This window comes from Streptomyces sp. NPDC040410 (assembly GCF_055595715.1).
In genome coordinates this window covers 59896-72752 of record NZ_JBVIVK010000011.1, presented here as the reverse complement: position 1 = coordinate 72752, position 12857 = coordinate 59896, and the positions used below count along the sequence as shown (strand labels likewise).

General features: G+C 71.1%; 8 protein-coding genes. 4 read left to right on the top strand and 4 right to left on the bottom strand.

The genetic code is table 11. The features are described 5' to 3' along the window. Positions 1 to 246 precede the first annotated feature (246 nt). A complete protein-coding gene (locus ACZ562_RS22070; RefSeq protein ID WP_471181709.1) occupies positions 247 to 2070 on the bottom strand; it encodes a B12-binding domain-containing radical SAM protein in 1824 nt (607 codons plus the stop codon). A gap of 12 nt (positions 2071 to 2082) precedes the next feature. Then, entirely contained in the window at positions 2083 to 3438 is a 1356-nt protein-coding gene (locus ACZ562_RS22065; RefSeq protein ID WP_471181706.1) for an SGNH/GDSL hydrolase family protein, read from the bottom strand. A gap of 463 nt (positions 3439 to 3901) precedes the next feature. Here ACZ562_RS22065 and ACZ562_RS22060 point away from each other — a divergent pair, with 463 nt between their 5' ends. Continuing rightward, positions 3902 to 5233, top strand: a complete 1332-nt coding sequence (locus tag ACZ562_RS22060) for a cytochrome P450 (protein WP_471181703.1) — start codon at positions 3902 to 3904, stop codon at positions 5231 to 5233. A 247-nt stretch (positions 5234 to 5480) separates the two neighbouring features. Continuing rightward, the gene (locus ACZ562_RS22055; RefSeq protein ID WP_471181700.1) at positions 5481 to 6119 is read left to right on the top strand and encodes a DUF4232 domain-containing protein; all 639 of its coding nucleotides are present in this window, start codon (positions 5481 to 5483) and stop codon (positions 6117 to 6119) included. Positions 6120 to 6545: 426 nt separating this feature from the next. On the opposite strand, the gene ACZ562_RS22050 is transcribed toward ACZ562_RS22055, so the two are convergent. Then, positions 6546 to 7367, bottom strand: coding sequence for a hypothetical protein (locus ACZ562_RS22050; RefSeq protein WP_471181697.1), 822 nt, complete (start codon positions 7365 to 7367; stop codon positions 6546 to 6548). Continuing rightward, a complete protein-coding gene (locus ACZ562_RS22045; protein WP_471181694.1) occupies positions 7364 to 8629 on the bottom strand; it encodes a glycosyltransferase family 4 protein in 1266 nt (421 codons plus the stop codon). Before ACZ562_RS22045 ends, ACZ562_RS22050 begins: the two co-directional genes overlap by 4 nt. Before the next feature lie 179 nt (positions 8630 to 8808). Here ACZ562_RS22045 and ACZ562_RS22040 point away from each other — a divergent pair, with 179 nt between their 5' ends. Beyond that, positions 8809 to 9777: a cyclase family protein gene (locus tag ACZ562_RS22040; protein ID WP_471181691.1), complete on the top strand. Its 969-nt coding sequence runs from the start codon at positions 8809 to 8811 to the stop codon at positions 9775 to 9777. Between the two features lie 172 nt (positions 9778 to 9949). Then, the gene (locus ACZ562_RS22035) at positions 9950 to 12835 is read left to right on the top strand and encodes an ATP-binding SpoIIE family protein phosphatase (RefSeq protein WP_471181688.1); all 2886 of its coding nucleotides are present in this window, start codon (positions 9950 to 9952) and stop codon (positions 12833 to 12835) included. Positions 12836 to 12857: the final 22 nt, after the last annotated feature.

The window sequence follows — 12857 nt, the reverse complement described above, 5'->3', positions numbered from 1 at the left end:
CGTTGCGCCATCCAGCGGCCGTTCACCGGGGTCGATGGCATAGGTCTTCGCGAGGATGTGGGTGTGTGGCCGTGGCTGTGGCCGCCGACGCGGCCCCCCGAGTCCTACCCGCCCCTTCGGCGAGCTGCTGCTCGCCCCGGCGTCCGGCCGGAGGTGGCCGTCGCGGCCGGGCAGCGGGACCACGCGACGCGCACCTCTCCGACCAGCCTGCTCCGAGCACTACCAGGGGCGTGAGACCGAGGCGTCTCAGACGCCGGAGAATGTCTCTGTTCCCGCCTCGGCGGCCCGCCGGTCGAGGTCGGCCATCAGGCGGATCTCCTGGGCGCGGTCGACATCGTTGACCACCTCCCAGGGGACCGGCTCGTACGGGTCCAGCCGCCGCAGACAGCGGCGGTGGTCGAGGCCGTGCGCGGCGAGGGCCCCCTGGAGCTGCTCGTCGGAGAGCTTGGACGGAACCGTTCCGGCGTCGTGCAGCGCCTCCAGGACGTGCCCGACCCTGCGGTCCCCGCGCAGGCACACGCTCTCCAGCAGGAGCCGGCTCGATTCCCCCCACAGGACGCGGTAGTTGCGCTCGTACGCCTCGCCGCCGACGAGTTCGTACAGGTGCTCGCGGATCTCCTCGACATAGCGCGTGGTGAGGGTGGGGTCTGCCATGGGCAGCCGCTGGCTGACCGTGCCCGGCTGGGGCATGAACTGCTGCAGCTTGAGTATGACCGTGCCGTTCCTGCGATTGAAGCGCCGGAAGACACCGACCGCGTACTCGGCGACGGCGCGACGGTCCGCGGCCGTCTCGCCGGGGGCGCCGACGATGAAATACAGCATGACGTGGGCGAAGTGCTCGTTCTCGCGCAGCAGGTCGATCGACCGGTCGACCCGCTGCGGAGTCATCGTCTTGTTGAAGATGCGTACGAGATCGGGGGCGGCGAACTCGGGGGCGAGAGTGACGATCCCACGCGGGCCGCCCAGCTTCAGCTCTGTGAAGAGGTGGCCGGTGTCACCGAGTTCCGAGACCGCGTCCAGATAGCGTGCCGACAGTTCATCGGCGCGGATCGAACCGATGATGGTCGTCGCCTTCCCCTCCACGCGGCGGGAGTGCTCGCGCAGCCGGTCCAGCAGCGCGTAGCGCTTGCCGTACTGGGTGAACGTGGGTGAGCTGACGACGACCTGCGCGATACCGTGCCGCTCCAGCTCCGTCAGGTAGGCCTCCAGGACCTCGAAGGGGGCCTGACGGAAGGGCGGCACGCCCAGGGTGCAGAAATGGCAGGCCCAGCGGCAGCCGAGGGTGGGGATGACCACGCCCCGCGTGCCGTCGGAGATGGGCGCCACGAAGTGCGCGGCGTGCAAGGTGTCCAGTCCCAGGAACTGGGGCCGCACCTGTGCCGGCACCCGCGCGGTGCGGGGGCGCACCGCGGCGACTCCGCCGCCCGGCAGCAGCTCGCAGTCGTACATCGCGGGTACGTAGAGCCCGGGGATCCGCGACAGCTCCTCCAGCGTGGAATCCCTGGCCGCCCCCGCGCGCCGGGCGCGGTGGACGGTGCGGATCAGCTCGACCATGGAGGTCTCGCCCTCGCCCAGGGCGACGACATCCACGTAGTCGGCGAGGATCTCCGGATTGGCGAAGCCCCCGTTGCCGCCGACGACCAGGGGGTGCTTGCCCGACATCCGGTCGGCGCTGCGCCGTGGGATGCCGGCGAGGTCCATCAGCCGGAAGAACGACGGGAGGTCGCCGGAGTTGGTGATGCTCACGCCGACGACGTCGGCGGTCGCCACCGGGGCCGCCGATTCGATCGTGCGGTAGACATCGCCCTCCGGCGGGATGAACCGGTTGCCGCTGGTGCGCAGGCAGTTGTAGCGGATCGCCCGCTCGGCCACTGCGGGGATGTCCGACCCGCGGTTGATGAGGTCGTACAACGCCAGGGGCCCCATGCACATCAGGGACATCTCGTGCTTGTAGGGAAGCAGGAAGACGATCCTGAGGGAGTCCGGGGCCTTCCCCGTCGTCCGGTACGGCCCGCAGAGGGGGATCTCGGTCTTCCTGATGGCTTCGATCTCGCGAAGAAGTCGGGACATTTCGCGCCCGCCTCAGACGTCGCAGCTTTGGGGGACCGGTTCGGGGAAGGGATCTCCGGGGTCTCCCGCTCCCGGGTCTCCGGCTCCCGGGTCTCCGGCTCCCGGGTCTCCGGCTCCCGGGTCTCCTGTCCCGGGGTCTCCGGCGCCTGGGTCCCCGGCTCCAGGGTCCGTCCCGGGATCCCCTGTTCCAGGGTCGCCCGTCCCCGGGTCGCCTGTTCCGGGGTCGCCTGTTCCGGGGTCTCCGGTTCCGGGGTCTCCGGTTCCGGGATCCTCCGTCCCGGGGTCCGGGGGCAGGTCCATCGGGGGATTCACCGTCGGCGGGGCGTCGTTGACGGGCAGCGGCATGGGTTCCGGTGCCGGCGGTCCGACGAGGCCCTGGGTGCCCAGCTCGTGGATGACGGCCTGATTCACTGACGTGATCAGGGCGTTGGCGGCGGCCGTCTGGCCGAGGTCGTTGAGGTGGTACGAGCCCTGGAGGTTGATGAGGTCCAGGCCGTTGACCCCCTCCTGCGACGTGAAGAGCTCATGGCCGGCGAGGGCCCCGGACAGGTCGCTGAACACGAAGTTGGCACCGGTCGCCTCGGCGGCCGCCTGGGTGGCCTGCTGGTTCAGCGAGCTGATCGTCGCGCCGAACTGGTTGGCGAGCTGGGCCTCACGGCTGCTGATCAACGCCTCGCTCACCGGGGAGGGTGAGCCGTTGGGCACCTCGTTCGGCAGCACCTGCGGGTAACCCAGCGTGACGATGGTGCCCTGAGGGGCCATCCGGGCAGCGATGTCCTGGTAGAGCTGGGTCTGCTGGCTGAGGTACGTCCCGTTCTGAAGGGGCACCATGAAGTTTGGGAACGCCGCCTCCGTCGTCGACTCCCTGGAGGTGACCATGGTTTGGGCCAGAGCCGCGAAGCCGACGTCGTTTCCGCCGATGCCGACGATGACGATGTCGGCGCCGTTGACCGCGTCGATCTGCGGCCCGTGCTCGAACTCGGTACCCGGCCGGGTCGTCTGGTACAGGCCGGTGTTGTCCGGGGTCGACTCGCGGGTCGCACCGGAGATCGGGACGAACGTTACCTCGATGGTGACGTTGGGGAGCTGCTGCTGGATCTGCCTGATGGCCTGCAGGGCAGGCGCCGTCGACGACTGGTGGGCCGGGTCGATGGTCTGGGTGACGGTGCCGTCGGGCCCGGTCACCGGCACAGTGGTGTACGTCCCCGCCGAGGCGCCCTCGCCGCTGGTGTACGAGTCGCCGATCACGGTGATCTTAATGACACCAGGACTGTCGGCCCCGTCGGCGTGGGCCGTGCCGGCCAGCGAGCCGAGCAGGGCCGAGACGCTGAGCGCCTGCCCACCCATGATCGCGGCTCGCCGGGCCACGACTCGACGGCGCGACGGTCGTGCGTGTCGCCCTTGACGCTTGCTCACTGAACAGCCCCTCTGCTCTCCCTCGGACACTGGTGGCCCGTACGGAGATTGCGCGTGACGCGTTTCGGGGGATGGCATCGCCGTACGGACGGACGCCAATGGTGTGCCGTGAGCAGCCCCCATAACATCGGGGGATACCCCACATGTGGGGGACGGGGGACGCCAAGCCGGTCGCTGACTGTGCCGTGGTCCGTCGGTCAGAGCGGGACCTGGCACCCATGGCCGGCGGGACGGCTTCCGGTCGTGAAGTGGCGCGGGACCGAGCCGGAACGGCAGGCGGCGGTGCGGCTGCTGACCGAGAACGCGTGGGGGCCTCGGCAGCCGGTCGCCCAAGTGGCAGCCCGCGCCGACGGGATCCTGCAACGTCTCGCGGAATCTTGATCAATTTCGGGCGCAGGAACACTAGAATCGGGTGATGGGCACACCTTCATCGCTGTTGCGGGCCTTTCGGCCCCAAGTCCAAGAGCGTCTCTACGACTTCTACGAAGAGGTGCGGAGCGCCGACGATCTCTTCTGGGACCGCACCCTGGGTGCCTGGGTCGCGACCGGGCACGCAGTCGTCAGCAACGCCGTGGATGCCCCGGGGCTGTCCTCGGTGCGCTATCCCGACATCGAGGCTGTTCCCGAGGAACTGCGGCCACTGGCCCGGGTCCTGAGCCGTCAGATGCTCTACAGCGACGCCCCCGACCACGCCAGGCTGCGGGCCCTGATCAGCAGGGCCTTCACCCCCCGGGCAGTAGAGGCACTCCGCGCGCGGATCTCCGAAGCCGTCGACCGGATCATCACGGACGCGGCGCCGACCGGTCGGATGGACATCGTCGCGGACCTTGCCCGCCCCCTGCCCCTCACCATCATCTGCGACCTCCTCGACGTACCGCAGCAGGACCGCTCCGCCCTCGCCTCCTGGTCCCAGCCGATCGCCGAGGCCATAGGAAACTCCCGGCTCGACGCCGACGGCAACCGTGCGGCCTCGCAGAGCATGGCGCACATGCTCGCCTACCTCCGCGAACTCCTCACCCGCCACGACACCCCGCCGACCCCGCACACCCTGCGCGCACTGGTGACCGCACAAGTCGAGAACACCGACCAGGACTTCGACGAACTCCTCGCCAACTGCGCACTGCTCCTGATCGCCGGGCACGAGACCACCACCCACTTCATCGGCAACGCCACACTCGCCCTGCTCCGCCACCCGCAGGCTGCCGACCAACTGCGCGGCCGGCCCGATCTGATGCCCGCCGCGGTCGAGGAACTCCTGCGCTACGACAGCCCGGTACAGCTGATGCTGCGCCGGGCGCGGCACGACCTGGACCTGGCGGGCCGCACCATCGCCGAAGGGCAGACGGTGCTCCTGGTGTGCGGCGCCGCCAACCGGGATCCGGCTGTGTTTCCCGATCCCCATGTGCTGGACTTCGAACGGTCCGGGGGACGGCACACGGCGTTCGGGCACGGTCCGCACTTCTGCCTCGGCGCGGCGCTGGCCCGGCTGGAAGGCGCGATCGTCCTGGAAGCACTCCTCACCCGACTGCCCGGCCTGCGGCTCGACGGCACCGCACCGCCGCAGTGGCAGCGCAGCCTCAACTTCCGCGGGCTCACGCGTCTGGACGTCGCCTTCACCCCGCTGCCTCCGGACGATCACGACAGCGGCACGCAGGCCGTGCCGACCGACGGTTCCCCACGCGGCCTCGGCCCCGCGACGCACGCCGGCGCCTGCCCGGCCCGACCCGGCGGCGTCGCGGGTGCCTGACCGCGACCCAACGCGAGGCCCTCGTCAGGGGTGTGGACTGGGGATCACCGTACGGCGGATGCCGTAGGGACCTGACAGAACTGGGCGTGCGCAGCGGTGGCCGCGCAAGGGAAGCCGGGACGGCGGCCTCGCAGCGGGCGGCGACCGTGGTGGATTCGGCAAGACTCTGTCACCGGACTGTGAAACTCCTGTGGGATCTTGTACTCGTCAGCGCACTTCGCGCGTCTCATTCGGGGGGAACTTCACCATGAGTACTGTTCGCAGAGCCGTCGTCGTCCTCGCCGTCGTATCCGGGCTGGCCCTGAGTGCCTGTGGCCCCGCCGACGAGGACGTGGCGGGCGGGGCCGACGGGCCGACCGCGAGCCCGACGCAGTCCGTGACGCCGTCGAAGCCGACGACACCCTCGGCATCCCCGGGCAAGGGCTCGCCCGCCGGCGCCGGCGGGGACGGCTCATCGGCCGACCCCGACTACGATGTCTTTCCCTGCAGCACCTACGACGTGAAGTTCACTGCGACCGTGGCGGAGGCCACGACCAGCAGTTACCTGCTGAAGATCACCAACAAGGGAACCAAGCCGTGCAGGGTGCTGGGGCACCCGATCGTGACCTTCGGCGATCTGGACGGGCAGGCCACGGAGCGAGGCGAGGCTCCCGGTATCGAGGACGCGATCAGGCTGGAGCCGGGGGACTCGGCCTACGCCGGGCTCATGGGCGGTGCCGATGACGGCACGGGACAGACCGTCGACTCGATCGCGATGACCATGAACACGGAGTCCGACCTGGAGCAGACGCCACTCACGGCGTCGACTCCCGGGTTGTACGTCTCGCCCGACAACAACTCCGTGACTGCGTGGGTGGGCAACGTGGAGGACGCGCTCAGCTTGTAGGTTCACACTGAGGCCGGTCACTGAAGGAAGCGGGAGGCGCAGATGGATCGCGGCGTTGACGGCGTCGATCAGGCCGTCCGGCGGAGCCCGCGCCGGCAGGCGGTCGTGGTGTTCCCGGGCAGTGGCCCGGGCCGGCATCGCGGTGGTGATCGACGAACCGACCGGCGCGCTCGGTGTCCCCGATTCCGGGCACGTGCCGCACGTGATCAGGCGGGTGCGGGACAGGCTCCCGCAGGTGCGTGGATCATGCCCGGTGCCCGTTCCGTGTCCGAGGTGGTCGCGATCATGACGGGTGCCGTCGACGTGGGGGCGGACGGGACAGGTACCCACACGTCTCATTCCCCGCGGGTCGGGGGAGCTGCGGCCCCGCTGAGGGCTCCGTTCCGAGCGGGTCCGTCGCCGGGGAAGCAGGCGCCGCCAGGTGGGTCAACCCGCCTTCGTCACCTCCACGGAGAGATCGTTGTCGGCCGTGTAGTAGGGGCGCACGACGGCACCGCAGACTGTGACAGCCGGGTAGACGAACACCTCCTTGCGGTCCGCCACGTCGTCGAGAAGTCGGGAGACCCGGACGAGGGGCGCTTCCGCCGCGGGCCGGATGTGGACGTGCCAGACACTTCGGCCGGGGCCCGACTTCGCGGCCAACTCCTCGTGGTCGACCGTGAAGGAGAAGCTTCGGCCGTCGTCTCCGGCGCGGGGCTTGAGGGTGTGGGCGGTTCCCCTGCCGCCCCGCAGGCGCAGGCGTACGGAGGCTCCCTCAAGGAGTGAGGCGCCGTGCAGGCGTGCGCCGACCGTGAGGGAACGGTCCGTGACGTCGATGCCGTCGGCCTCCGCGTGGGCGCGGCGCAGCCAGGCCCGTATCGCGAGATGCCCGTCCCTGGTGACGTAGGGAATCCGGACGGCCAGCGGTGACTGCCGGTCGCGGAGGTGTCCGTCGACCAGGGCCCGCAGGTCGCGCGGGCCCGGGCGCAGCCGCTCCCGGTCGGATCCCGGCTCCCGGAGCAGGTACACGTCCCAACGGCCCTCGGCGAGAACGGGTTGCGGGCCGAGGACAGCGCGCAGGCCGGCGTCCTCGGCGGGCTCCAGGTCGATGTGATGAAGGACCTCGGCCTGCTCGGGCCGTCCCCTTTTCGGACGCAGCCGCAGCAGCAACTGCTGCCCCTCGGCCGACCGCGTCAGACCGAGGACGATCCGGCCGTCCGCGTCGACCGCGCATCCCGCGCGTGGGTGCGCACCGTGTTCCGTACTCACCGCTGCTCCCTCCGAATGACGCGCAGTGCGCTGCCGGCCGCGGTGTACGCGGCGTCTCGGGCGGCGAATCCCTCACGGACCAGGACGCGGTGCACACCGGCGCGTTCCTGTGCGACCGGCAGGCCCGCCCTCCTCGCCGACACCGCCTCGGTGAACAGGCTCTCGGCCTGCCCGACCACGGGGCCGGGAGCGAACCGCCGCGCGTTCTCCAGGGCGGCACGGCCCATTCGGCGGCGCCGGTCGCCGTCACGGACCAGCTCCAGCAGGGCCGCGCCCAGCGCGTCGCGGTCCCCGACCGGCACGAGCCGGCCGTCGACCCCGTCGTCGATGATCTCGCCGGGTCCGTGGGGGCAGTCGGTGCTCACCACCGGCAGGCCGCAGCGCATCGCCTCCACGATCGTCATGCCGAACGGCTCGAAGTTGGAGGCGGCCGCACCGATGGAGCCCTTGACCCACTCGGCCTCCATGGGGGCCGCCGCACCCATCAGGAAGACGTTGTTCCACAGCCGGAGATCCGCGATGAGCTGCCGCAGCCGCTCCTGCTCCTCGCCCTTGCCGTAGATACGAAGCTGCCAGTCCGGGCGTTCGGCCGCTACCACGGCGAAGGCCTCGATGAGCAGGTCGTAGCGTTTCACCGGGACCAGCCGGCCGGCCGCGACGACCACCTTCGCGGTGCCGTCCGCGGCCGGGAGCACGGGATCCGGCACGCTGTTCGGCAGCGCCTCCACCCGTACGCCGGGCAGCCTCATCTTGCGCCGGTAGGCGGCGGCGTCCGCCTCGGTCACCGTGGTGAGCGCGTCGAGCCGGCGGTAGGCCCGGCGCAGCGCGCTGCGCAGCGGCGGCGGATGGTTGTCCAGGGTGAGGTGCTCCTGCCCGATGCGTACGACGTGTCGCGGTGCCTGGAGCGCGAGGTGCACATTGAGTCCCGGCCGGGTGCCGATCACCACGTCGGCGCCGGTCGTGGCCAGGCACTCGCCGATGCGCTGGTCCGTCAGTTCGCTGTACTGCTCGTACCGGTACTCGGCGCGGGGGAACACCCGCGCCGGTCTCAGATGTGACGGATGCTCCTTCTCCCGCCTGAGGTCCACCAGCGGCCGCAACGACACCCTCGGGTCCAGAGTGAAGTTCGGACGCTCCCGGTGCCGCAGCACGGAGACGATCTCCACCTCGTGCCGCTCGGCCAGCGCCTGGGCCAGGTTGAACGTGGTGGTGATCGTGCCTCCGATCCCGTAGGCGTTGTGGAGCAGGAAAGAGATCTTCATAAGGGACTAGACAACGGCAACTTCCATTCGGTTGACGTCCGTTACCACTTCGTAGTGCCGGGCCGGGGGACGAGGGCCCGCGTGTCGCGCCGCGTGTGGGCAGGGGTTCGGCCGGCGCGGAGGTCCCCGTGGCCTCGCACGCCCGGCTGGACCGGCGTGAATGTGCAACGCTGGAACAGATGAGTTCGAGTTCCGCCATCGCCCCGAGTCCCGGGCCGGCCGGTACCGGCAACGGGCCGGCCGTCTCCCGCCGCGAGTTCGACGCACTCTTCGAGACGGTGCGCTCGTGGGGCCGGTGGGCCCCGGCCGACCGCGGCGCCTGGAACCGTGTGACCGCCGGCCACGTGCGGCGGGCCACGGCCGCGGTGCGGTCCGGGACGGTCATCCCGATGGCGCTGCCGTGGAACACCCGGCCCGGCCCCGACAATCGCAGGCCCGCTCTGCACCACATGACCGACCTCGGTGACGTGGAGCCCCCGGAACCCTCCACCCACAAGGACTTCATCGCCGCCGACTACCATGGCAAGGGCGTCACCCATCTCGACGCGCTGTGCCACATCGCCTACCGGGGGCAGCTGTACGACGGCCGGACGGCCGCCGATGTCGTCGATGCCGCGGGCGCCCGCTTCGGTGCGGTGTCGACGCTCGGGCCGCTCGTCACCACGGGCGTCCTCCTCGATCTCCCCGCCGTCCTGGAGGTCCCCTGGCTGGAGCCGGGGCAAGCGGTGCACGCCACGGACGTCATGGCCGCGGAGAAGGCACTCGGCGTGACGATCGGCGAGGGCGACGCGGTGCTGCTGCGCTCCGGACACGTCCGCCGCCGCCTGGAACTGGGTGCCTGGGACCCCGACACGGCGAGCGCGGGCTTCCACGTGGACGCCGTACCGCTGCTGGCCGGGCGTGGCATCGCGCTGCTCGGCGGGGACGGCGACAGCGATGTGCGGCCCTCACCCGTGGACGGTGTGCACTCGCCGGTCCACGCCCTGGCCGTGGCCGCGATGGGGGTGCCGCTGCTCGACAACCTCGACCTGGAGGCCCTGTCGGCGGCGACCGCCGAGGCGGGGCGGTATGAGTTCCTGCTGGTCGTGGCACCGCTGAACGTGCCGGGCGGGACGGGATCGCCCGTCAACCCGATCGCGGTGCTGTGACGGCCGGCCCGTCCCGTTACGGAGTGTGAGAGGACTTACCAACCGTGACTCGTGCCCCGAATGCCCGTATCCTTGCCAATGCCACATACTTTTCCCAGAAGGTGGTTTTCCGACAAGCGGTTTCATCTCAGCACGAGTGAGGCGACGCGTGGTTCGGTCCGACGGGGAACCGATGCCGACGAGGCGTGCGGCAGGCGGCACGGGGCCCGCCCATTTCCGTCAGCGGTTTCTGCAGGGCGAGCCGGTCGACCGGGGCGTACGCACGTCCATCCTGAATTCCTGGCGGCGCTGCCGGTCCCTGGGCCTCTCGCCGGACCAGTCGGACCTTCCCTTCCGGCAGGACGTCGACACGGACCGCCCGATCGTCCGCGCGGCAGCCCCGGTGCTCGACCGGCTGCAGTCCAGGTTCGCCGGCAGCGAGATGAACATCTCCGTCGCCGACGCGAGCGGGACGGTCCTGCTGCGCCGCTTCGGCGAGGCATCCCTGGTCAGACGGCTCCCGGCGATCCAGACCGCCCCGGGATTCGTGTTCGCCGAACAGGTCGCCGGAACCAACGGCATCGGTCTCGCCCTGGCGGAGCGGCAGCTCATCCGGGTCTACGGTGCCGAGCACTTCGCCGAGCGCTCCCAGGGGAGCGCCTGCCGCGCGATTCCCCTCCGTGACCCGCTCAGCGGGCGCATCGAGGGCGTCCTGTGCTTCGGCTATCCGCGCAGCGCCGAGGCCCCGGAGCTGGCCACTGTGATACGCAGGGCGGCCGAAGCCATCGAGTGGCGGCTGCTGGGGCAGAGCTCCGAGCGGGAGCGCGCCCTGCTGCGGGCGTACCTGGATTCCGGAGCCGGAGCCGCGGCCGGTCATCACGGCATCGGGGTGGACGAGCTGGCCCGTGAACTACGTCCCCGTGACCGGGCGATCATCATGGAGAAGGCCGCCGCGCTGATCTCCCGCGCGCAGCGGGCCGCCATCGACGTTCCCCTGTCCGACGGCCGGCTGGTCACGCTGGTGAGCCGTCCGATGGTGACCGCCTCCGGCGTGGAAGGAGTCGCCATCGAGGCCGTCCTCCCCGGGCTCACACCGGGAGAGCTCCTCGCCATCCCGCGCCAGACGGATGAGCCGCTGGGCCTCCTTACCCAGCCTGTCGCCGTCCCCGCCGTCCCCATCCTCCCTGCCGTTGCTGCCGTCCCGCCGTCCGAGGCCGCTCCCGTGGCCGCGATGCCGGGGCACCTCCCCGTCACCCCGCCGTCCGGACCCCTTGCCGACGCCGCGCCCCGCCTCGTAGCCGCGGCGGGCAGGGCCGGCACGGCCGCCGACGGCGCCCCCGGTGCGACGCGCGATCCCCCGCACGATCCACCCCCGGGGAGAGGGCTCGTGATGGTGGGGGAGCCGCACGTGGGGACGTACGCCCTGGCCGCGCGACGCCGCTTGGAGCTGCTGTCCGAGACGAGCGCCCGCATAGGCACCACCCTGGACGTGCGCCGCACCGCCGAGGAACTCGCCGAGACTGCGGTCCCGCGACTGGCCGACTTCGTCACCATCGATCTGCCCGAAGCCGTGCTGCGCGGCGAGGAGTCCCCCGAACCGCTCAGCGATCTGCGCCGTACCGTGGTCCACGGCATACGCGACGACCTTCCCTTCAGCCCGGTCGGCAAGCGGGTCGACTTCGGGCCTACCACCCCGCAGCTGCGGTGTCTCGCCGACGGGCAGGCGGTGCTGGAACCGGACCTGAAGGCTGCCGCGGGCTGGCTCGCCAAGGACCCGGAGCACACCGAGCGGCTGCTGGCCCACGTCCACTCGCTCATCGCGGTCCCCCTGGTCGCCCGTGGTGTCGTCCTGGGCATCGCCAGCTTCTACCGCGGGCAGGGCGCGGGCCCCTTCGGTGACGACGACCGCTCGCTGGTCCAGGAGCTCGCCACCCGCGCCGCCCTGTCCATCGACAACGCCCGGCGCTACACGCAAGAACGCACCATGGTCCTGGCCCTGCAGCGCAGCCTGCTCCCGCACGGCCTGCCCGACCAGGATGCCGTCGAGGTCGCCCACCGCTACCTGCCCGCCGAATCCGAGGTGGGCGGAGACTGGTACGACGTCATCCCGCTCTCGGGGACCCGGGTCGGCCTGTTCGTCGGCGACGTCGTCGGCCACGGCATGCTGTCCGCCGCCACGATGGGCCGGCTGCGTACCGCGGCACGCAGCTTCGCCGAACTCGACTTCCCTCCGGACGAAGTCCTCACCCATCTCGACAACGTCGTGGGGCGCCTGGACCGGGAGGATCCCGCCGTTGGCGCCGGCATCATCGGCGCGACCTGCCTGTACGCCATCTACGACCCGACCTCGCAGCAGTGCACCATGGCCCGCGCGGGCCACCCTCCGCCCGCGCTGGTCAGCCCCGACGGCATCGTGTCCTTCCCCGACCTGCCGGCCGGTCCCCCTCTCGGCCTCGGGGGCCTGCCCTTCGAGTCCGCCGAGATCCACCTTCCCGAGGACAGCCGGCTGGTCCTCTACACCGACGGGCTGATCGAGGACCGGGACCGCGACGTGGACGTGATACTCGACCAGTTGAGCGGCGTCCTGGCTCAACCCGGGCGTGCGCCCGAGGAGATATGTCAGGCGGTTCTGGACACCGTGGCGCCCGCCCACCCCAGCGACGACATAGCCCTGCTCGTCGCCCGCACCCACGCCCTGGACCCCGGCCGGATCGCCACCTGGGACCTGCCCGCCGACCCGGCCCGGGTCAGCGAAGTCCGCGGCGCCGCCCTTGGGCAGCTGGCCGACTGGGGACTCGACGAGACCGCTTTCGCCGTGGAACTGATGCTCAGCGAGCTGGTCACCAATGCCATCCGCCACGGCGCCGGGCCCATCCGGGTACGGCTGCTCCACGACCGCACCCTGATCTGCGAGGTCTCCGACACGAGCAACACCGCCCCGCACCTGCGCCGGGCGGCCAGCATGGACGAGGGCGGCCGTGGACTGTTCCTCGTCGCGCAGCTGTCCCAGAGCTGGGGGACGCGCTACATCCCGAAGGGCAAGGTCATCTGGGCCGAATGCGGGCTCGACGGCGTGTGACGTAAGGGGTAAATCATCTTTA